The 19,483-nt window shown below is 69.2% G+C and carries 20 protein-coding genes and 1 pseudogene; 10 read left to right on the top strand and 11 right to left on the bottom strand.

The annotated features are described in order from the left end of the window. Positions 1-80 precede the first annotated feature (80 nt). Positions 81-1,547: a coniferyl aldehyde dehydrogenase gene (locus DJ017_RS06310; RefSeq protein ID WP_111527909.1), complete on the top strand. Its 1,467-nt coding sequence runs from the start codon at positions 81-83 to the stop codon at positions 1,545-1,547. Between the two features lie 22 nt (positions 1,548-1,569). Here the strand turns inward: DJ017_RS06310 and DJ017_RS06305 are convergent, their stop codons facing one another. The 4 genes from DJ017_RS06305 to DJ017_RS06290 all read right to left on the bottom strand — a co-directional run bounded on the left by DJ017_RS06305 (position 1,570) and on the right by DJ017_RS06290 (position 6,871). Next, positions 1,570-3,177, bottom strand: a complete 1,608-nt coding sequence (locus DJ017_RS06305; protein ID WP_111527908.1) for a fatty acid--CoA ligase — start codon at positions 3,175-3,177, stop codon at positions 1,570-1,572. 255 nt (positions 3,178-3,432) lie between these two features. Then, a complete protein-coding gene (locus DJ017_RS06300; RefSeq protein WP_111529996.1) occupies positions 3,433-3,882 on the bottom strand; it encodes a DUF305 domain-containing protein in 450 nt (149 codons plus the stop codon). Between the two features lie 125 nt (positions 3,883-4,007). Beyond that, the gene (locus DJ017_RS06295; RefSeq protein ID WP_111527907.1) at positions 4,008-5,093 is read right to left on the bottom strand and encodes a copper resistance protein B; all 1,086 of its coding nucleotides are present in this window, start codon (positions 5,091-5,093) and stop codon (positions 4,008-4,010) included. Further along, entirely contained in the window at positions 5,090-6,871 is a 1,782-nt protein-coding gene (locus DJ017_RS06290) for a copper resistance system multicopper oxidase (protein WP_111527906.1), read from the bottom strand. Before DJ017_RS06290 ends, DJ017_RS06295 begins: the two co-directional genes overlap by 4 nt. Before the next feature lie 182 nt (positions 6,872-7,053). Between DJ017_RS06290 and copC the strand changes: the two genes are divergently transcribed. The 4 genes from copC to DJ017_RS06270 all read left to right on the top strand — a co-directional run bounded on the left by copC (position 7,054) and on the right by DJ017_RS06270 (position 9,524). After that, a complete protein-coding gene (copC, locus tag DJ017_RS06285; RefSeq protein ID WP_111527905.1) occupies positions 7,054-7,416 on the top strand; it encodes a copper homeostasis periplasmic binding protein CopC in 363 nt (120 codons plus the stop codon). A 5-nt stretch (positions 7,417-7,421) separates the two neighbouring features. Beyond that, positions 7,422-8,348: a copper homeostasis membrane protein CopD gene (gene copD / locus DJ017_RS06280; RefSeq protein ID WP_111527904.1), complete on the top strand. Its 927-nt coding sequence runs from the start codon at positions 7,422-7,424 to the stop codon at positions 8,346-8,348. A 38-nt stretch (positions 8,349-8,386) separates the two neighbouring features. Next, complete coding sequence (locus DJ017_RS06275; protein ID WP_111527903.1) at positions 8,387-9,109, top strand: PepSY domain-containing protein; 723 nt, start codon at positions 8,387-8,389, stop codon at positions 9,107-9,109. A 100-nt stretch (positions 9,110-9,209) separates the two neighbouring features. Beyond that, complete coding sequence (locus tag DJ017_RS06270) at positions 9,210-9,524, top strand: copper-binding protein (protein WP_111527902.1); 315 nt, start codon at positions 9,210-9,212, stop codon at positions 9,522-9,524. Here DJ017_RS06270 and DJ017_RS06265 read toward each other — a convergent pair. Beyond that, positions 9,517-9,918 (bottom strand): MerR family DNA-binding protein, encoded by a 402-nt coding sequence (locus tag DJ017_RS06265; RefSeq protein WP_111527901.1) that lies wholly within the window; start codon positions 9,916-9,918, stop codon positions 9,517-9,519. The genes DJ017_RS06270 and DJ017_RS06265 overlap by 8 nt on opposite strands. Positions 9,919-10,364: 446 nt before the next feature. Here DJ017_RS06265 and DJ017_RS21030 point away from each other — a divergent pair. The 4 genes and pseudogenes from DJ017_RS21030 to DJ017_RS06245 all read left to right on the top strand — a co-directional run. Beyond that, positions 10,365-10,532 (top strand): annotated as a pseudogene (locus DJ017_RS21030) (DUF305 domain-containing protein); the annotation flags it as partial. A 72-nt stretch (positions 10,533-10,604) separates the two neighbouring features. Continuing rightward, positions 10,605-10,895: a hypothetical protein gene (locus tag DJ017_RS06255; RefSeq protein ID WP_111527899.1), complete on the top strand. Its 291-nt coding sequence runs from the start codon at positions 10,605-10,607 to the stop codon at positions 10,893-10,895. Beyond that, positions 10,892-11,332: a Spy/CpxP family protein refolding chaperone gene (locus DJ017_RS06250; RefSeq protein WP_111527898.1), complete on the top strand. Its 441-nt coding sequence runs from the start codon at positions 10,892-10,894 to the stop codon at positions 11,330-11,332. The genes DJ017_RS06255 and DJ017_RS06250 overlap by 4 nt, the downstream gene beginning before the upstream one ends. Next, positions 11,329-11,910, top strand: a complete 582-nt coding sequence (locus DJ017_RS06245; protein WP_111527897.1) for an RNA polymerase sigma factor — start codon at positions 11,329-11,331, stop codon at positions 11,908-11,910. The genes DJ017_RS06250 and DJ017_RS06245 overlap by 4 nt, the downstream gene beginning before the upstream one ends. A 42-nt stretch (positions 11,911-11,952) precedes the next feature. Here the strand turns inward: DJ017_RS06245 and DJ017_RS06240 are convergent, their stop codons facing one another. Continuing rightward, positions 11,953-12,309, bottom strand: coding sequence for a hypothetical protein (locus tag DJ017_RS06240; RefSeq protein ID WP_111527896.1), 357 nt, complete (start codon positions 12,307-12,309; stop codon positions 11,953-11,955). A gap of 102 nt (positions 12,310-12,411) precedes the next feature. After that, on the bottom strand, positions 12,412-12,687 hold the full coding sequence (locus DJ017_RS06235; RefSeq protein WP_111527895.1) for a metal-sensitive transcriptional regulator: 276 nt from the start codon (positions 12,685-12,687) through the stop codon (positions 12,412-12,414). A 103-nt stretch (positions 12,688-12,790) separates the two neighbouring features. Here DJ017_RS06235 and DJ017_RS06230 point away from each other — a divergent pair, with 103 nt between their 5' ends. After that, on the top strand, positions 12,791-15,160 hold the full coding sequence (locus tag DJ017_RS06230; RefSeq protein ID WP_111527894.1) for a heavy metal translocating P-type ATPase: 2,370 nt from the start codon (positions 12,791-12,793) through the stop codon (positions 15,158-15,160). A 514-nt stretch (positions 15,161-15,674) separates the two neighbouring features. Here DJ017_RS06230 and DJ017_RS06220 read toward each other — a convergent pair. From DJ017_RS06220 to ftsH, 4 genes are read right to left on the bottom strand one after another with little or no spacing between them, the layout of a single operon-like run. Next, the gene (locus DJ017_RS06220; protein ID WP_111527893.1) at positions 15,675-16,697 is read right to left on the bottom strand and encodes a hydroxyacid dehydrogenase; all 1,023 of its coding nucleotides are present in this window, start codon (positions 16,695-16,697) and stop codon (positions 15,675-15,677) included. Between the two features lie 10 nt (positions 16,698-16,707). Continuing rightward, a complete protein-coding gene (locus tag DJ017_RS06215) occupies positions 16,708-16,953 on the bottom strand; it encodes a hypothetical protein (protein WP_111527892.1) in 246 nt (81 codons plus the stop codon). A 16-nt stretch (positions 16,954-16,969) separates the two neighbouring features. Continuing rightward, complete coding sequence (locus DJ017_RS06210; RefSeq protein WP_111527891.1) at positions 16,970-17,419, bottom strand: MgtC/SapB family protein; 450 nt, start codon at positions 17,417-17,419, stop codon at positions 16,970-16,972. After that, complete coding sequence (gene ftsH, locus DJ017_RS06205) at positions 17,416-19,410, bottom strand: ATP-dependent zinc metalloprotease FtsH (RefSeq protein WP_227000045.1); 1,995 nt, start codon at positions 19,408-19,410, stop codon at positions 17,416-17,418. Before ftsH ends, DJ017_RS06210 begins: the two co-directional genes overlap by 4 nt. Between the last annotated feature and the right edge of the window lie 73 nt (positions 19,411-19,483).

Here is a 19,483-nt window from a genome sequence, read left to right as displayed (position 1 = left end):
TTTCGGATACCCCCGTTGCTTTACGCGGCGGCGGGGGTTCACTGTCCAGCCCGGCCGGATTGCCGGCGGGAGGACGGACCATGAGCGTGGCGCACAAGGCCAACCAGGCGAAGACGCCGGGGGAACTGGCGCGGATGAACGAGGTGCTGCGGCTCCAGAAGGCGGCGCACATCCGTGACGGGGCGCCCAGCGCCGAGCAGCGCATCGACCGGATCGACCGCTGCATCAACCTGCTCATCAAGTACGAGGGCGAGATCGCCCGGGCGCTGAACGCCGACTTCGGCAACCGCGCGGAGGCGGTGAGCGGCATCACCGACATCGCCGGCTCGATCGGGCCCTTGAAGCACGCCAAGGCCCACCTGAAGGGCTGGATGAAGGCCGAGAAGCGCAAGACGACGCCGGCCCTGCTGGGCCTCTTCGGCGCCAAGGCCGAGGTGCGCTACCAGCCCAAGGGCGTGGTCGGCGTGATCAGCCCCTGGAACTTCCCGGTCAACCTGACCTTCGCCCCGCTGGCCGGCATCCTGGCGGCGGGCAACCGAGCCATGGTCAAGCCGTCGGAGTACACCCCGGTGACCTCCGAGGTGATGGCCAAGATGTTCGCCGAGGGCTTCACCGAGGAGGAGATCGCCTGCTTCCCCGGCGGGCCGGACGTCGGCCAGGCGTTCTCGGAGCTGGCCTTCGACCACCTGATCTTCACCGGCGCCACCTCGATCGCCCGCCACGTGATGGCGGCGGCGGCCAAGAACCTGGTGCCCCTGACCCTGGAGCTCGGCGGCAAGAGCCCGGTGATCGTCTCGCGCAGCGCCGACTACGCCACCGCGGCGGCGCGGATCATGGCCGGCAAGACGCTGAACGCCGGCCAGATCTGCCTGGCGCCCGACTACGTCCTGGCCCCGGCCGACAAGCTGGACGCCTTCGTGGGCGAGGCCAAGAAGGCGGTCCACCAGATGTTCCCAACCATCCGTGACAACCCCGACTACACCGCGGTGATCGCCGACCGGCACTTCGAGCGGATCAAGGGCTATGTGGACGACGCGCGGGCCAAGGGCGCCGAGGTGGTGGAGATCAACCCGGCGGACGAGGACTTCCGCCAGCAGGAGCACCGCAAGATCCCGCCGACCCTGATCATCAACCCCACCGACGAGATGAAGGTGATGCAGGAGGAGATCTTCGGGCCCGTCCTGCCGGTGATCACCTACCGCTCGGTGGACGAGGCGGTGGACTATGTGAACGCCCACGACCGGCCGCTGGGGCTCTACTACTTCGGCGCCGACGCGGCCGAGCAGGAGCGCGTCGTCGAACGCACGACCTCGGGCGGGGTGACGGTCAACGACGTGATCTTCCACGTCGCCCAGGAGGACCTGCCGTTCGGCGGGGTCGGCCCGTCGGGCATGGGCAGCTACCACGGCCACGACGGCTTCAAGGAATTCAGCCACAAGAAGGCGATCTACACCCAGCTCAAGAAGGACCTGGGGCCGATGAAGGCGCTGCGCCCGCCCTATGGCGAGGGCGTGAAGAAGTACCTGGCCTCGGCGCTGAAGGGCTAGGCGCGCAGGGCGCGGGCGGGGGTCAGTTGACCCGCCGCTCGCGGCCGGCCCAGTAAGGCTCGCGCAGCTCGCGCCGCAGGATCTTGCCCGAGGCGTTGCGCGGCAGGGCCTCGATGAAGTCGACGCTCTTGGGCGCCTTGAAGCCGGCGATGCGCGTGCGGGCGAAGGCGATGATGTCCTCGGCGTCGGCCTCGACGCCGGGCTTGAGGGCGACCACGGCCTTGACCGCCTCGCCCCACTTCTCGTCCGGCACGCCGATGACGGCGACCTCGGCCACGGCCGGATGGCCGTAGACCGCGCTCTCCACCTCGGCCGGATAGATGTTCTCGGCGCCGGAGATGATCATGTCCTTCACCCGGTCGTGGATGAAGAGATAGCCGTCCTGGTCGAGGTAGCCGGCGTCGCCGGTGCGCAGCCAGCCCTCGGCGTCGATGGTCGAGGCGGTGGCGTCGGGCAGCTTCCAGTAGCCGGGCATGTTGGCCACCGAGCGGGTGGCGACCTCGCCGACGACGCCGGGCGGCACGGCCTTGCCGGCCTCGTCGATGATCTTGATCTCGACGCCCGGCATGGGCACGCCGGCGGCGCGCATCCGCGGATTGCCGGCCGGGTCGTGGTCCTCCGGCGGCAGGTAGACGATGGTGCCGCAGGTCTCGGTCATGCCGTACTGCTGGACGAAGCCGCAGCCGAAGACGGTCATGCACTCGCGCAGCAGGTCGAGCGGGATCGGCGAGGCGCCGTAGAGGATGTACTTCAGGCGGCTGAAGTCGACGGTCTGGGCGCGCGGCTGACGCACGACGATCTGCAGCGCCGCCGGCACCATGAACATCTTCGAGACCCGGTCGTGCTCGATGTAGTCGAGCACCTTCATCGGATCGAACTCGCGGGCGACGACGCCCTTGGCGCCGTTCATCAGGCCGACGATGCCCCAGCCGGTGCCGCCGATATGGGCGACGGGCATGGCGACGAGACTGATGTCGTCGGGGCCCCAGGTGTTCCACTCGAGCCCCGCCTCGGCCGCCGCCTGGCGCCCGCCGAGGATGTTCTTGTGGGTGAGCATGGCGCCCTTGGGCCGGCCGGTGGTGCCGGAGGTGTAGAGCTGGACGGCGACGTCCTCGGGCGTGATGGCCGGCGGGGCGAAATCGGCGGGCGCGGCGTCGCGCCAGGCCTCGTAGGTGGGATAGCCGCCCTCGCCCGGCTCCATCGCTATGATTCCTGGGGCGACGACCTTAGGCTTGGCGGTCAGCTCGCCGAGAACGGCGGGGACCTGGCCGATGACCTCCGGACCGACGAACAGCAGGGGCGCCTCGGCGTCCTGGACGATGTAGGCGACCTCGGCCGGCGACAGGCGCCAGCCGATCGGCGTCATGACCACGCCGAGCTTGGCGGCGCCGAACAGGAGCTCGAAGTAGTGGTCGCTGTTCTTGCCGAAATAGGCGATCCGCTGGCCCTTCTTCAGGCCCTCGGCGGCGAGGGCGCTGGCGGCGCGATCGGAGCCGCGGTGGAAGTCGGCGAAGGTGGTCTCGCGGCCCTCGAACACCAGGGCGAGGGCGTCCGGCCGCTGCTCGGCGTGATAGCGGGCGATGTCGCCCAGGGTGGGCATGCGGGCGAAGTCGACGGCGGATCGGGTCATGCCGCTGGAAGTGAATTGTCGACGGGGCGTCATGCAAGGGATCGGGCAAGCCGGGCTGACGCAGCGGCGCCTCGAGTTGGAAGATTGGTGCCCCAGGCCGGACTCGAACCAGCACTCCCTCGCGGAAAGCAGATTTTGAGTCACACATGTCTGGGTGAGCGGATTGATTATACAGCGATTTCTTCATGCGTCGAGCCTTCTGTGTAAGAGACTGCGTAAGGATCGGCCCGCATCTCGACGCCGTGAGCCGCAGGCTCAGACCTTCGGCGGCGGCGGTGCTGGACGGCCGCCCTGCGTGGCGAGGAGCTTGGCTTTCATCCAGTCGATCTCGGCCTGCTGGCCGCGGGTGATCGTCGCGCAGAGGGCGCGGATATCCCGGTCGCGCAGGCGCGCCTGCTTACACATCAGGAGCGCCCCCGCATGGTGCGGGATCATTGAGCGCAGGAACTGCGCGTCGCCGATGGCTGACTGGGCGGGGGTCGCGGCAAAGGCCCCGACGAGGATCGCGAGTCCAGCTCCCCCGAGGCCGAGGTTCAGCCGCCTCTGCGGGTACATCGAGCCCATCAGCAGGAGCTCGAAGATCAGCATCGGCGCGGTCATCATCGCCGCCATGTAGGCTTGATTCAGATTCGGCAGGACGTTCGCGACGCGGTCCACCATCGCGTACATCAGCGCGAACATAGCTGCGAAGTGCAGCGCGGCCATGGCCGCCAAGCGGACGTAGGGCCTGTCGTGCATGAGTCGGTCCTCGGCTGGCGCCACTGGCGCAACCGAGAACTAAGCGACGAGGGATCGGAAATGGGTCCCGCTATCCGCAGACTGCAATCGCCTCAAAACCACGCCCGCAGGCCGACCACGAAACTCGTCGCCTCCGGATCCTCGCCGGCCGCGCGCGCGTAGTCGGCGGTCTTGCCGAAGCGACGGTCGTAGGAGACGCCGATGTAGGGCGCGAACTCACGGCGGATCTCGTAGCGCAGGCGCAGCCCCAGCTCGGCGTTGGAGAGGCCCGAGCCGGTCCGCGTGGCGCGGGTGTCCTGGCCGGCGAAGTTGAGCTCGGCGCGGGGCTGCAGGATCCACCGCTGGGTCAGGCGCAGGTCGTAGGTCCCCTCGGCGCGGGCCAGCACCTCGCCCTGGGTCGAGACGAAGAGCGCGCCCTCGACGTCCAGCCAGTAGGGCGCGAGGCCTTCCACGCCGACGGTGGCGTAGGTGCGGTCGTGCGGCTTGAAGTCCTGGCGCACCCCGGCCTGCAGGTTCCAGAAGGGCGTGATCGCCCGCGAATAGAGCGCCTGCAGCTCGGCCGCCTCGACGCCTTCGCCGCGCGTGCCCTCGCCCTCGGACTTGAAGACCAGGCGGTTCACGTCGCCGCCGAAGGACGCCTGACCGTCCCAGCGGTAGCCGTCCGGTCCAGAGCGCGACTGATATTCGGCGAGCTTGGCGATGACCTTGGAGTAGCGGACGTCGCCATGCTCATGCTGCAGCAGCGTTCGAGCCGCGGCCATGGCTGCGGGGTCGTAGTCGCGATCCGCCGCATGGTCCGTCGGCGGCGGGGGCGGCGGGGTCTGGGGGATGGCCTCCTCGGCCGGCGCAGCCTCGGCCGGCATCTCGTCTCCGGCGTGCGGGCTCTCCGCCGCGGCGCCCAGCGCCGCCGGCGTCGACATCGTGTGACCGGCATGAGGATCGGCGGTCTCGCCACCCGCCTTCGGCATCGCCGGCTGAGCCGGCGGCATGGTCGACATGTCGTGGCCGGCGTGGGGATTGGCCGGCGTTGCGGGCGCCTTCCGCTTCGCGGCCGGCTTGGCCTTCGCCGGCGTCTTCGGCATCGCCATGCCCGGCATGTTGGGATCCATCGGCTGGGCGTTCGCGACGGAGGCGAGGACGAACGAGGATACGAGGGCGAGCAAGACGGGCCGGATCATGCGGCGGCTCCCTCGAGCGGCCGCACGGCGAACACCTGAAACATGCCGGCGTGCATGTGGTAGAGCATGTGGCAGTGGAAAGCCCAGTCGCCGGGCTCGGCGGTGAAGTCCCACGCCACCTTCCCGCCCGGCAGAACGATCACCGTGTGCTTGCGCGGGCGGTGGCCCTTCGGTCCCGACGCCAGCTCGAAGAAGTGGCCGTGCAGGTGGATGGGGTGGGCCATCATGGTGTCGTTGACCAACGTCACCCGCACCCGCTCGCCCTTGCGGAAGCTGTAGGGCTGCGTCGTCTCCGAGTACTTCCGGCCGTCGAAACCCCACATGAAGCGCTCCATGTTGCCGGTGAGCCGGATCTCCAGGGCGCGCGACGGCGTCCGCGGATCGGGGTTGGGCTCGAGCGCCACGAGGTCCTTGTAGACCAGCACCCGGTGGCCGACGCTCTCGAGGCCCTGGCCTGGGTCGCCGGTGCGGTCCTGCGGCATCGGCGCGATCATCTGCACCCCCGGCCCGAGCTTCACCTGCGGCGCATTCAAGGGGTCCAGCATGGACATCTGCATGCCGCCCATATCCCCCATAGCATCGGAGCCGCGCGGCTTGGGGGCCGCCATCCCCGGCGCCGACGACATGTCCATGCCAGGCATCGAGGCGCCGCCGCCATGGCCCATGGCCGCCATGTCCATGCCCATGTCCTTCATCGTGGCGAGCGGCCGTGGCCGCAGCGGCGGCACGGGCGCGCTCATCCCGGGTCGCGGGGCCAAGGTGCCGCGGCCGAGCCCAGACCGGTCCACCGCCTCGGCCACCAGGGTGTAGGCTTGATCCTGCGGCGTCACGATCAGGTCGTAGGTCTCGGCATTGCCCATCTGGATTTCGTCCACTTCGACGGGCCGGACATTCTGGCCGTCGGCCGAGACCACCGTCAGCTTCAGGCCCGGGATGCGGACGTTGAAGACCATCTGGCCGGCGGCGTTGATGAGCCGCAACCGCACCCGCTCGCCCGGCTTGAACAGGCCGGTCCAGTTGTCGCCCGGCCCGTGCCCGTTCACGAGGAAGGTCGAGGCGGCCCCCGTGACGTCAGAGATGTCGGTCGGATCCATGAGCATCTTCGCCCAGGCGATCCGTTCGCGGAGCGTCTGGTCCCGGCCCGCCAGCAGCCCCGCCAACGTCTGTTTCTGGAAGTTCCAGTAGCCGCTCTGCTGCTTCAGCTTGTCGAACACCACGTGCGGGTGGATGAAGCTGTAGTCGGAGAACATGACCGTGTGCTCACGGTCGAACGCCACGGGATCCGGCGCCTTGGGTTCGATGATGATCGGGCCGTAGAGCCCCTCGAACTCCTGGAAGCCGGAGTGGCTGTGGTACCAGAAGGTGCCGCTCTGGATCAGCGGGAACTCGTAGACGAACGTCTCGCCGGGCTTGATGCCCGGGAAGCTGACCCCCGGCACGCCGTCCATGGCCGGTGGCACCAGGACCCCGTGCCAGTGGATCGAGGTCGGTTCGTCCAGCTGGTTGGTGACCGAGATGCGGACCCGCTCGCCCTCCTTGAGACGTAGCAGCGGGGCCGGCAGGCTGCCGTTGACGGTGACCGCATGGCCAGCCTTGCCGTCGATGAGGATGTGCGACCGCGCGATGACCAGCTTGATGTCCGATCCGGTCAGTTCCGGCAGGACGCTTTGCGGGCCGGTGGCGCCCCAGGCGAGCGTCGGGGCCAGGCTGGACATGGCCGCTGAGGCGGTGAGGACGCTGGCGCCGCGGAGCAACTGCCGGCGATCGAATTGCGACATGAGGACGACCCGGGAGGCGAGCGTTCGAAGCGTTGTGCGATCAATACGCGCGAGGGCTGGACTGTCCCTCACATTGTAGGCCCATCGGGCGCACTTTTCGGCGGTTCGCGTGTTCGTGAGGGAATTGCCCGACCTGGGCGTATAGGCATCGTGGCCTCGGCGTGAGGCCGAGGAGCCCGACGATGACGAAATTCCACCTTGCGGCCGCGACGGCGGCGATCGCCCTCCTGACGGCGGCGCAGGCCCAGGCTCACGCCAAGCTGGTGAGCGCGATACCCGCTGACGGCGCCACCGTCGCTGCGCCCAAGCAGATCGTCCTGAAATTCAGCGAGAAGCTGCAGCCGAAGTTCTCGACCGCGCACCTAATGATGCCCGCCATGAACAACATGGCCATGCCGGTGAAGGCGACCGTCGCCAAGGACGGCGTCACCATGATCGTGACTCCCAAGGGAGCCCTGTCGACCGGCGCCTATACCGTCCACTGGCAGGCGGTGGCCGCCGACACGCACAAGATGGAAGGCAAGGTCAACTTCACCGTCCGCTGACCGGGATGGAAACGGCGATCATCCTGACGCGCGTCGCGCAGTATATCGCGGCCGCGACGCTGTTTGGGACGCCGCTCTTCCTGACCTACGCACGCTCCTCGAGCGCGACGGCGCAGGGCGCCGGCCTGTCGTGGGCGCGTCCCCTGGCCGGCGGCGCCGCCTTCGTGGTGCTGCTCGGATCGGGCCTCTATCTATGCGCCCAAACCGCCATGATGGCGGGCGATGCGGCCGCTGCGACCGATCCGGAGATGCTGACGGGGGTTCTCACGGACAGCGCCATGGGCTTCGCGGTCCTCGCGCGACTGGCGGCGGCGGTCCTGGCGCTCGTCACCGCAGCGGTGCTGAAGCCTGGCCGGCCGCTCTGGCTCCTGCTGAGCGGCCTGGGCGCCGTCGTCCTGCTGAGCTTCGCGTGGAACGGCCATGGGGCCGCCACCGAGGGAGCGGGCGGATGGATCCATCTCTTTGCCGACCTCCTTCACCTGCTCGCGGCCGGCGTCTGGATCGGCGCCCTGGTCGCCTTTGCCGTCCTGCTGGCGAGGCCTGCCCAGCTGGAGGGGCCGGGAGCGAAGGCTCTGCACGAGGCGCTGGAAGGCTTCTCCGGAGTGGGCTCGGCGGTGGTCACCGTCATCGTGGCGACCGGCCTCGTCAACACTTGGTTCCTGGTCGGGCCCACGCACCTGGCGGGCCTCTTCAGCACCGCCTATGGACTTCTGCTGTTGGCGAAGCTCGCCGCCTTCGGCGGCATGGTTCTCCTCGCCGCGCGCAATCGGTTCGCGCACACGCCCGTCCTCGGACGCGCCCTGACGGCCGAGGCGGCCCAGCCCTCATTGCAGGCGCTGCGCATCAGCGTGGCGCTCGAGACGGTGCTAGGCATGGCCGTCTTGATCCTGGTCGCGATCCTCGGAATGCTCGAGCCCGTCGCGGCGCTGTAAGGCGCGGCGGACACCAGACAATACAAGGGGGGAAGCACATGCTTCGGGTGGCGCTGCAATTCCACAAGTGGATCGCCCTGGTCGTGGGCATCCAGGTCCTCGGCTGGGTCCTCGGCGGTCTGATCATGACGGCCATCCCGATCGAGCGGGTGCACGGGGACAACCACCTCGCCGCGCCGGTCCTGCCGCCCATCGACCTCAAGCGCCTCGTGCCTCTGGAGAAGGAGCTGGCGACCGCGGACATGACCGACGTGGGGAGCGCGACGCTGAAGAACACGCCCCGCGGCCCGATCTGGGTGCTGAAGTCGGCGGCCGGCAGCGAGGGCTGGTGGAACGCCTACACCGGCGAGAACATCGACGAGATCACCAAGGCCGAGGCCCAGACATACGCCCAGCAGGCCTACCGCGGGGCCGGCCGGCTGCAGGCGGTCGTCTACAAGGAGACCGCCCCGAAGGAGGCGCAGGTCAGCGGGCCTCTATGGCAGGCGAGCTTCTCGGATACGGAACACACCCGCCTCTACCTCGACGCCTTCACGGGCGAGGTGCTGAGCCGGCGCTCGTCGCTCTGGGGCCTCTACGACTTCTTCTACCAGATCCACATCATGAACTTCGGCGACTCGCGGACCTACAATCACCCGGTGATCGTGATCGCGGCCGGCCTGACGCTCGTGATCGTCCTCACGGGCGTCGTCCTGCTGTGGATCCGGCTCTCGCACGACGTCCGCCGTGTGCTTGGGCGACGCCCGACCACCAGCGGCTGAGACGGTCGTTTGGGCGGGCCGCCCTTCCGAGGGATTTCCGCGTCTGCGGCGTATACCATTTGACCCGCGCCAGCTTGGCGCGCTCGCGACCCGAGGCCCCATGAAACTCCTTGTCTCCCTGCTGACTGCGCTCTCATTGGCGACGCCGGCGCTGGCGCAGCATGCCGATCATGACCACGGCGCAGAGGCCGCCGCCGCGGCTCCGGCCGGCCCGCAAGGGACCGGCGTCGTCCAGGCCGTAGACGCCAAGGCCGGAACCGTCACTATCCATCATGGCCCGATCGCCGCCCTGAAGTGGCCCGCCATGACCATGACGTTCAAGGCGACGCCGGACCTGCTGAAGGACGTGAAGAAGGGCGCCACCGTGACCTTCACGCTGAACGCGGCCGGGGATCAGGTCCTGGCGATCAAGTAGCCGGTGGCCGGGGCGGCGACGGCCCGAGCACCGGGTGTTGCGGCCGCTCGCCCTGGGCGCAGGAGGCGGCCAGGGCGCGCAGCGCCTCGGCCATCTGCGTCATCCCGGCGGCGCGCTCCTCGAGCTGCTGGACCCGCGCATCGGCCATCGTGCGCACCGCCTCGGCGTCGCGGCTCGGATCGCGCCACAGGGACAGGAGTTCGGCGATTTCCGGCACGCTGAAGCCCAGGCTGCGCGCGACGCGGATGAACCGAAGCTCGTGGATGCTGCGTTCGTCGAAGTCGCGATAGTTCGCGGGCGTGCGTCCGGCCGGCCGCACGAGGCCGATCTCCTCGTAATAGCGGATCAACTTGGCGGTGACGCCTGAGGCGGCGGCCGCCCGGCCGATATTCATCCGATCCTGTCCCCGTCTCCTCCTGGCAATACGGACGAGGTGGCGCTCTTCCCTCAACTTGTTGCGTCGGGCCTGTCTGCCGACAGGGCAGGCAACACTCCGGCGGCTGGAAGGCAGTCGATTTTCCGGAGCTGTTCCGCAACTATCAACGGGCTCAACGCTTAAGAACACACCTGGGCCGCCTCCGGCGGGTCCTGCTCAACCAGTTGAGGATTTCAGAAGATGAGGCCGACTTTGACTGCACTCGGCATGGCCTCGGCGCTGTGCGCAGGCGTCGGAGCGGCGTCCGCGCAGCCGCCGATGGATCACAGCAGGATGAGCGGCGCGCACGCCATGAAGGGCATGGGCGGCTCGCCCATGGCGATGGCCGACAAGGACTTCATGGCGTCGATGCAGAAGATGAACACGGAGATGATGAGCGCCAAGGGGGGAGCGTCGACGCGACCTTCGCCAAGAAGATGATCGCCCACCATGAGGGCGCCATCGAGATGGCGAGAACGGTGCTGCAGCATGGAGCCGACGCCCAGGCCAAGCAGATGGCTCAGAAGACCATCGAGGAGAACACGAAGGGTATCCAGGACTTGCGCGACTGGTTGCGACAACACGGCGGCTAGCGGCTCGCCGTCGCAGTTGCGGGAATTCTCCGCGCGCCGCGTATAAGCAAGAGGCAAGGCGCGAGGAACGCGATGTCGGACGACCTGGACCATCTGCTTGGACGGCTATCAGCGGCTGAGGTCTCCATACCTCCGGGCTTCGCTCGGACGGTGCTCGCAGGGATTGCGACCCAGCGCGAGGAAAGTCGCCGGTCCAGAACCTTGGCGCCGGTCCGCCTCGCCTCCGTGAGCTTTGCGGTGGCCATCGGCCTCACCGCCGGCGGCATGGCGGCCGTGACCGCCGCTGCGGAGCCGCGCCAGTTCAGCACCTTCTCCGCCGCCCCGCATCTTGCCCCATCGACGCTGCTCGAGGGGCGCGGGTGAGCCTCGCCCGCAGCCTCGTCCTCACGATCGTCCTCTCCGCCCTCGCCGCCGGGGCCGGCGCATTCGGGGCGGCCAAGTACGTGACGGCGCGGATGCACCCCGCGCCGCCCCTGCACCAGCTGATCCACGACAAGCTCGACCTCACGGCCGAGCAGAAGCAGCGCATCTCCGGGCTTGAACAGACCTACGCCGTGCGGCGAAAGGCGCTGGAGGCCGAGATGCGGGCCGCGAACGCCGATCTGGCGCGCGCCATCCAGCAGAGTCACGCTTATTCGCCTGACGTTCAGCGGGCGATCGACCGCTTTCACTACGCCATGGGCGAGCTGCAGAAGGAGAGCATCCTGCACGTGCTCGCCATGCGGCAGGTGCTGACGCCGACGCAGGCGGCGGTGTTCGACGACACCGTGTCAAGGGCGCTGACCGAAGACCCGTCGTGAAGCCGGCGGGCGACCGTACGGATCCCGAGCTCGCGCGGCTGGCGGCGGACGGCGACGATCGTGCGTTCGCAGAACTGGTGCGGCGCCACCAGGAACCGCTGTTTCGGCTGTTGCGGCGCTACCTGGGCAGCGCCGACGAGGCGCAGGAGGCCGCGCACGAGGCCTTTGTGGCCGCCTGGGGCGCGCTGCGCCGATATGATCCCGAGCGACCGTTCGGCGCCTGGCTGCGCACGATCGCCATCAACAAGGCGCGGGACCGCGGACGCCGGATCGCGCTGCGGCGGCGGCTGTTCGGGGAATCCCTGCAGGAGCAGGCGGCCGAGCCGACCTGGCGCGACCCGGCGCCGCTCTCCGACGACGCGCTCATCGAACGGGAAACGCTGGCGATCCTCGACCAGGCGATCGCGCAGCTCCCGCGGAGCCTGAAGGAACCGCTGCTGCTCACCGTGATCGAGGGCCTGTCGCACAAGGAAGCCGCCGATGTTCTGGGCCTGTCGGCCAAAAGCATCGAAACCCGCGTCTATCGGGCGCGCAGGCGCCTGGCCGAACAACTCTCGCGCCAGGCCGACAATCGCTGAACCCCCGCGCGAGGGCCTGGAGGCCCCGCGCTCCCGATCGGCCTACTTGGGCGGCGCGGCCGCGTGCTCGTCTGACATCATGGCCGCGCACTTCTCATGCATCGCAGCCATTTCATCCTTCGACAGCGGCTTGCCGTTCGGCCCCATGGCCATGCCGCTCTTTTCACCGCTGTGCTCGTGGACCGCCTTAGGCGCCATGTCCTTGCCCATCATGCCCATGCACATCTTGTGCATGTCGGCCTGGCTCATGCCCGCCATGCCGCCGCCCGGAGCGGGCGCTGCCGCGGCGGGCTTCGCGTCCGTGGCGGGGTGGTGGGCGTCATGGTCTGGCTGGGCGAAGCCCGGGCCGGCGACAAGGGCCGCGGCGGCGGCCAGGGCGACGAAAACAGTAGGGCGCATATCCAGATCTCCAAGAGAAAAGTGATGGTGCAGAAGGAATGACGCGCGCGCCCGACAACATTACGGCGAGACGACAAAGTCCCGCTCCATCACCGCCTGCGGCTAGGTCAGCGCCCGGTCCAGCACGGCGATGAGCTCTGCGGCCTTGGCTCGGCGCTCTGCCTCGTCGCCATCCACCAGCGCGCCGGTCACGCAGTGGTCCAGGTGGTCCTTGAGGACTTCGGCCTCCACCCGCCGCAGCGCGGCGCGGACGGCCTGAAGCTGGGTGAGCACGTCGATGCAGTAGCGGTCCTCGTCGACCATGCGGGCGACGCCCCGCACCTGCCCTTCAATGCGGCTGAGGCGATTGAGCAGCTTCGGCTTATCGTTGTGGTCCAAGCGCGGCCTCCCTCGTGGGCGGGATTATACCCTCCTCCGGGTATTTGACAATATGCCCTGAGGGGGTATACCTGACGCCACTCGTTGCGGAGCACCTGCGGCCATGCCGAACACCCCTTCCTCGCACCCCGCTCATGGCCACGGCCACCATCATCCTGCGGCCGACGACCACGCCCCTCAGACTGGCAAGGTCCTCGACCCGGTTTGCGGCATGACGGTGGACCCGGGAACGACGCCACACCGCGCCGAGTTCGGCGGCGCACCCTACTTCTTCTGTTCCGCCGGCTGCCGCACGAAGTTCGTGGCCGAGCCCGCGAAGTATCTCGCCAAGGACAAGGCACCCGCGGCGCCTGCCCCGGCCGGGACCATCTACACCTGTCCCATGCACCCCCAGGTCCGCCAGGTCGGACCGGGGTCGTGCCCGATCTGCGGCATGGCCCTCGAGCCCGAGCTGGTGACGGCGGAGCACACGCCAAACCCGGAGCTGACCGACTTCACGCGAAGGTTCTGGGTCGGTCTCGTCCTGGCGGCGCCAGTGCTCGCCCTCGAAATGGGCGGGCACCTGACCGGCCTGATGATGCGCCTGAGCGGCCAGACCTCCGCCTGGATCCAGTTCGCGCTCGCCACGCCCGTCGTGCTCTGGTCCGGTTGGCCGTTCTTCGAGCGCGGCGCCAAGTCGCTCGTCACCCGCCATCTGAACATGTTCACCCTGATCGCGATGGGTGTCGGCGTGGCGTGGACCTACAGCGTGGTCGCCACGCTCGCGCCGCACCTGTTCCCGCCGGCCTTCCGCCGGGCGGACGGCAGCGTACCCATCTATTTCGAGGCCGCAGCGGTCATCACGGTCCTGGTCCTGCTGGGCCAGGTTCTCGAGCTGCGGGCCCGAGAACAGACCTCCGGCGCGATCAAGGCGCTGCTGGACCTCGCGCCGAAGACCGCGCGCCGGGTCACAGCCGACGGGTCCGACGAGGAAGTGACCCTCGACACGATCCTGGTCGGCGACCGGCTGCGCGTCCGACCCGGCGAGAAGGTGCCGGTGGATGGCGAGATCCTGGATGGGCGGGTGGCGATCGACGAGTCGATGGTGACCGGCGAGTCCATGCCCGTCACCAAGGAGGCCGGCGCCAAGGTCATCGGCGGCTCGATCAACAAGACCGGCTCGTTCGTGATGCGCGCGGACAAGATCGGCGCCGACACCCTGCTCTCGCAGATCGTACAGATGGTCGCCCAGGCGCAGCGCAGCCGCGCCCCTATCCAGCGGATGGCCGACCTGGTCTCCGGCTGGTTCGTGCCGGCCGTCATCCTGGTGGCCGCGGTCGCCTTCGCGGTCTGGGCGATGGTCGGGCCCGAACCGCGATTCGCCTTCGGCCTGGTCGCCGCGGTGTCGGTGCTGATCATCGCCTGTCCGTGCGCCCTCGGCCTGGCCACGCCGCTGTCGATCATGGTGGGCGTGGGCCGTGGCGCTCAGGCCGGTGTCTTGATCAAGAACGCCGAGGCCCTGGAGCGCTTCGAGAAGATCGACACCATCGTCATCGACAAGACGGGCACCCTCACGGAAGGCCGTCCGGCCGTCACCGCGATCCGCCTGGCTCCGGGGTTCGAGGAGACTGAGCTTTTGCGGCTCGCGGCCAGCTTGGAGCGCGGCAGCGAGCACCCCCTCGCCGACGCGATCGTGCGCGCCGCTGCGGACCGGAAGCTCACGCTTTCGGAGCCAAGTGACTTCGACTCCCCTATCGGCAAAGGCGTGCTCGGCGTCGTCGATGGCCACCGGCTCGTGCTGGGCTCGGGCAAGTTCTTCAAGGAGCAGGAGATCGATACCGCGGCCCTAGAGGCGGACGCCGAGGCCCTGCGGGGCGAGGGGGCCACGGCCATCTTCGGCGCCGTGGATGGCAAGGTGGCCGGCGTGTTCGCGATCGCCGATCCGATCAAGGCGACCACACCGGACGCGGTGCGAGCGCTCAAGGCCGAGGGCGTGCGCCTGGTGATGATGACCGGCGACAACCGCACCACCGCGCTGGCGGTCGCGCGCAAGCTCGGCATCGACGAGGTCGAAGCCGAGGTCCTGCCGCAGGACAAGGCCTCCGTGGTCGAGAAACTCCGCCGCGAGGGGCGCAAGGTGGCGATGGCGGGGGACGGAGTGAACGACGCCCCGGCGCTGGCGGCCGCCGAGGTGGGCGTGGCCATGGGCGCCGGGGCCGACGTCGCCATCGAAAGCGCCGGCGTCACCCTGCTGAGCGGCGACCTGCAGGGCATCGTCAAGGCCCGGCGGCTGTCGCGCGGCGTGATGCGCAACATCCGCCAGAACCTGTTCTTCGCCTTCTTCTACAATGTGGCGGGCGTGCCGATCGCTGCTGGCGTGCTCTATCCGGTCTTCGGCTGGCTGCTCTCGCCCGCCATCGCGGCCGCCGCCATGGCGCTCTCCAGCGTCTCGGTGGTCAGCAACGCGCTCAGGCTGCGGGGCGTTCGCCTCTGAGGGGGCGGCCGTTGGGTCGAGACGCCCGAAGGCGGTAACGGCGTCGGCGACCATCTGGCCCACGCACCACTGCGCGTAGCCGTCGCCGAGGCTGGGCAGGAACCGACCGATTCCCCTGGGCGGGAGATCGTAGTCGATCCAGACCTTCAGCGCGGCCCCACCGGCCACCGGGCGCACCTCGAACCCCATCTCGTAGGGGCCGATGATGACCAGCCTCGGCTGCCCTTCCGTGCGCCAGACCTTGCGCTGCGGCGGCGCCCGCTCAGTCACCATTTCGTCCAGGGAGAGCTTCAGCCCGAACGCGCTGCCGCCCATGCGGATGTGCGATCCGACCGCCTTACCCTTCTCCGCGTCGAACGCATAGGTCATGCGCCCGCCGCCCATCATCAGCGAGGGCTTCTCCATGTGGCCCCCGAGCCGCGTCTGGTCGTCCAGCCGCGCGAAGACGGCGGCAGGCGGCGCCCGCACCTGGGCGATCGCTTCCTTGTGGCGCGTCATCGTCCGATCTCCTCCTTCAAGGTGCGGCGCTGGGCAATCGCACAAGGTTGGTCGGGGCGCCGTGGGCGAAAGCTTCGATGTTGCTAAGCGTGGTCGCCAGGATGCGGTGTAGCGCCTCTTGCGTGTCGTAGGCGATGTGCGGGGTGACGACGACGTGCGGCTGCCGGATCAGCACGTTCGCCGCCACGAGCTCGCGCAGTTGGCCCGGCGACAAGGGCGCATCCAGGCGGAAAATCTCCGCCTCCTCGCGCAGCAGGGGCTCCTCGGACAGCACATCGAGGCCCGCGCCGGCCAGGCGTCCACCCTTGAGGGCGCGCAACAGGGCGGACGCGTTCACCACGCCGCCGCGCGCCGTGTTGATCAGCACCGAACCGGGCTTCATCTGTGCAAACTCGGCGTCCGAGATCAGGTCACGGGTTGCGGAGCCGCCGGGGACATGCAGGCTGACCACGTCGGACCGGCGAAGGAGTTCGGGAAGGCTGACGTATTCGAAGCCCAGGCGCGCGGCGGCCTTCGCGTCAGGCGTGGCGTCCACCGCCACAGCCGTCATCCCAAAGCCTCGCCCGATCTGGATCACCCGGCGGCCGATGCGGCCCGCGCCGACAACCCCGATCGTCCGGCCCGCGAGGTCGAACCCGCGGAGCCCCTCCATCCCGAAGTCGCCGGCCCGAGTCCGGGTCGCCGCCTCGACGATCCGCCGCGAGACGGCCAGGAGCAGGGCGAAGGCGTGCTCGGCCACGGTGGGGTCGCCATAGTCCGGCACGTTGCAGACGGCGACGCGGCGCCGGGCGCAGGCGCCCAGGTCGATGTGGTCGTAGCCGGTGGAGCGGGTGGCGATGAGCTTGAGGTCGGGGAGCGCTGCGATCACCGCGGCGGTGAGTTCGGACTTGATGAAGGTGGTCACCACCTCGGCGTCGGCGTACTGGCGCGCGAGCGTCGGCGTCAACCGCTCCGCCGTGCAGCGGACCTGGTGGTTCGGCTCAAGGCGCAGGCAGGCGTCGCGTTCCCACTCGGCGGCTTCGAAGACGACGAGCTTCATCGCCCGCCTCTCAGGTCTTCGCGGGCGGGCGATCGCAGCAGCAACCGGCCGCGGCCTCGGCCGGGTCCGGCCGCCGGCCCTCGGTCCAGGCCGGCGGATCGCTGGCCGGAAAGGACTCGACGCCGGCTTCGGCCACGGGATCGCACTTGGCGCGCGAGCAGCCGCCTGCCGTGGACTCATCTGGGCGGGTATGGGCCATGATCGCCTCCGATAGGATTTCAGCATCGTCCCCGCCAATCGGCGAGGCCTTGATCAAGCGCAACGCCCTCCGGTCAGCCACCCTGGTCAGCCCTCGGCGCGGCCTTGGATCGCCCGCCCGCCTGCAGGGGCTCCGGAAGCATCAGGAGAAGGATCGACAGGACCGCCGCGCCGACGAGGAGCGGCCAGTCCGCAAGGCCGGCGGCGAACCCGACCAGGGCGGCGACCCAGATCGCCGCGGCGGTGGTCACGCCGTGTAGCGATTGCCGGCAGGCTCGGTGCATGATTACGCCGGCGCCCACAAAGCCGACGCCCATCAGCACGCCCTGCAGCACGCGTCCGAGCAGGGCGGGATCTGCGCCGCCGTAGTGAACCGAGGTGAGCGCCGCCGTCGCACCCGCCAAGCCGATCATACCGAAGGTGCGGGCCCCCACGGACGGGATCCGGCGCGACCGTTCCAAACCCATGAGGAAGGTCACGCCCACGCCGGCGAGCAGGCGCAACGGGGTATCGACATCGATCATGCGGGATGATCCTCCCGCTGGCGCCCAGCGCGGCCGCCGGGGATCGCCTTCAGCGCGGCCGCCGAGGGCTCCGGCGTGACCGTCTTGCGGATCGCCTCGATGTCGTCCTTGCCCAGCGTCTCGCGTGCGAGCAGCTGCTGGGCGGCGATCTCGAGCGGCTTGCGGTTCGCCGCCAGGACCTTCATCGACCGGTCGAAGGCCTGGTCGACCAGCGCCTTCACAGCATGGTCGATGGCCTCGGCCGTGCCGTCACCGTAGTTCCTTGGCCGCCACGTCGGCGTCTGCGGATTCAGGAATGTGGTCTGCTCCGGCTCATAGGCGACCTGGCCGAGTTCCGCCGTCATCCCAAAGCGCGCGACCATGTCCCGGGCGATGTCGGTCGCCCGCGCCAGGTCGTCGGACGCGCCGGTCGAGACATCCTCGAAGAACAGGCGCTCGGCCGCCCGACCGCCCAGCAGCACCGACATGCGCGACAAGAGCTCGGAGCGGCTGATCAGGAAGCGGTCCTCCGTCGGCCGCTGGATCGTATAGCCCAGGGCGCCGACGCCGCGGGGAATGATTGAGACCTTGTGGACCGGGTCCATGCCCGGCAGCGCCATGGCCACGAAGGCGTGGCCGAGCTCGTGGTGGGCCACGATCTCCCGCTCGTGAGGGCTCAGGATCCGGCTCTTCTTCTCCAGCCCGGCGACCACGCGTTCGATGGCCTGGTTGAAATCCTCGAGCGTGGTGGTCTCGCCGCCGCGCCGGGTGGCGACCAGCGCGCCCTCGTTCACCAAGGTGGCGAGGTCTGCGCCGGTGAAGCCGGGGGTCAGGGCCGCGATGGTGTCACGGTCCAGATCCGCCGCCGTGCGGATCTTCTTGAGGTGGACGGCCAGGATATCCGAGCGGCCTTTCTTGTCGGGCCGATCCACCAACACCTGGCGGTCGAAACGTCCGGCGCGCAGCAGGGCCGGATCCAGGATTTCCGGCCGGTTGGTCGCCGCCAGGACCACGGTGCCGCCGGTAGGATCAAACCCGTCCATCTCCGCGAGGAGCTGGTTCAGCGTCTGCTCCTTCTCGTCGTGCCCGCCGCCGCCGATCGCGTCGATACCGCGGGCGCGACCCAGCGCATCCAGCTCGTCGATGAAGATGATCGAAGGGGCCTGGGCGCGGGCCTGCTCGAAGAGGTCGCGGACGCGCGCGGCGCCGACGCCCACGAACATCTCGACGAACTCCGAGCCGGTGATCGAGAAGAACTTCACGCCGGCTTCCCCGGCGACGGCGCGGGCCAGCAAGGTCTTGCCCGTGCCGGGCGGACCCACCAGCAGGATGCCCTTGGGGATGCGGGCGCCCAGTCGGCCGTAGGTCTGCGGGTCCTTCAGGAAGCCGACGATCTCCGTCAACTCCTGCTTGGCTTCATCGACGCCGGCCACGTCGGCGAAGGTCACCTTCACCGCGGTCTCGGCGTAGACCTTCGCGTGGCTCTTGCCGACGCCCATCATGCCGGCGCCGCGGGTCATCATCGGCCGCATGACGAAAAGCCAGAGGAGCACGAAGCCCGCCATCGGCATCAGCCACGAGATGAGGGTTTGCAGCGGGCCCGGCTCCGGCTGTCCGGAGAACTTCAGGTTCTTGGCGCTCAGCTCCTGGGCGACCTGCGGGTCCACCCGGATCGTGGTGAAGTGCTGGGTCGCGGCCTTGGGATTCGTCTTGGCGAACTCACCGGTGATCCGGGTCGGCCCGACCACCAGGTTGGTGACGGCGCCCTTGGCGACCAGCTGCCGGTACTCGCTGTAGGGGACGACCTTTTCATGGCTCTCCCCGCCGCCGAAGAACCGCTGCATCGAGATGACGGCGAGGCCCGCGAGAAGGAAATAGGCGATGTCGATCGCCAGCCTTCGGCCGAAATACGGACCCTGCGGCTTTTCCGGCGTGGGCGTGCGCTTGGGCGGCGGCGAACCGCCGTCCGACGGCGTGCGGCTGGTCTGCATCGGATCGTCGCTGGCGCTCATGGCTCGCCCCTCTGTGTGTGCAAGACCCTCGCGCAAACCGCGGGCCTGCGAATTGACCTAGCGCAACAGGCGC

Origin of the sequence: Phenylobacterium soli (assembly GCF_003254475.1) — a bacterium.
Classification (GTDB): Bacteria; Pseudomonadota; Alphaproteobacteria; order Caulobacterales; family Caulobacteraceae; genus Phenylobacterium; species Phenylobacterium soli.
Note: the sequence above shows the minus strand (reverse complement) of the source record. Positions and strands in the feature narration are given on the sequence as shown.

What these genes read in the sequence shown, in the direction of transcription:
- DJ017_RS06310 (WP_111527909.1), top strand. Translation starts at nt 81, where the DNA reads ATGAGCGTGGCGCACAAGGCCAACCAGGCGAAGACGCCGGGGGAACTG.
- DJ017_RS06305 (WP_111527908.1), bottom strand. Translation starts at nt 3,177, where the DNA reads ATGACCCGATCCGCCGTCGACTTCGCCCGCATGCCCACCCTGGGCGAC.
- DJ017_RS06300 (WP_111529996.1), bottom strand. Translation starts at nt 3,882, where the DNA reads ATGGCCGCGCTGCACTTCGCAGCTATGTTCGCGCTGATGTACGCGATG.
- DJ017_RS06295 (WP_111527907.1), bottom strand. Translation starts at nt 5,093, where the DNA reads ATGATCCGGCCCGTCTTGCTCGCCCTCGTATCCTCGTTCGTCCTCGCC.
- DJ017_RS06290 (WP_111527906.1), bottom strand. Translation starts at nt 6,871, where the DNA reads ATGTCGCAATTCGATCGCCGGCAGTTGCTCCGCGGCGCCAGCGTCCTC.
- copC (WP_111527905.1), top strand. Translation starts at nt 7,054, where the DNA reads ATGACGAAATTCCACCTTGCGGCCGCGACGGCGGCGATCGCCCTCCTG.
- copD (WP_111527904.1), top strand. Translation starts at nt 7,422, where the DNA reads ATGGAAACGGCGATCATCCTGACGCGCGTCGCGCAGTATATCGCGGCC.
- DJ017_RS06275 (WP_111527903.1), top strand. Translation starts at nt 8,387, where the DNA reads ATGCTTCGGGTGGCGCTGCAATTCCACAAGTGGATCGCCCTGGTCGTG.
- DJ017_RS06270 (WP_111527902.1), top strand. Translation starts at nt 9,210, where the DNA reads ATGAAACTCCTTGTCTCCCTGCTGACTGCGCTCTCATTGGCGACGCCG.
- DJ017_RS06265 (WP_111527901.1), bottom strand. Translation starts at nt 9,918, where the DNA reads ATGAATATCGGCCGGGCGGCCGCCGCCTCAGGCGTCACCGCCAAGTTG.
- DJ017_RS06255 (WP_111527899.1), top strand. Translation starts at nt 10,605, where the DNA reads ATGTCGGACGACCTGGACCATCTGCTTGGACGGCTATCAGCGGCTGAG.
- DJ017_RS06240 (WP_111527896.1), bottom strand. Translation starts at nt 12,309, where the DNA reads ATGCGCCCTACTGTTTTCGTCGCCCTGGCCGCCGCCGCGGCCCTTGTC.
- DJ017_RS06230 (WP_111527894.1), top strand. Translation starts at nt 12,791, where the DNA reads ATGCCGAACACCCCTTCCTCGCACCCCGCTCATGGCCACGGCCACCAT.
- DJ017_RS06220 (WP_111527893.1), bottom strand. Translation starts at nt 16,697, where the DNA reads ATGAAGCTCGTCGTCTTCGAAGCCGCCGAGTGGGAACGCGACGCCTGC.
- DJ017_RS06210 (WP_111527891.1), bottom strand. Translation starts at nt 17,419, where the DNA reads ATGATCGATGTCGATACCCCGTTGCGCCTGCTCGCCGGCGTGGGCGTG.
- ftsH (WP_227000045.1), bottom strand. Translation starts at nt 19,410, where the DNA reads ATGAGCGCCAGCGACGATCCGATGCAGACCAGCCGCACGCCGTCGGAC.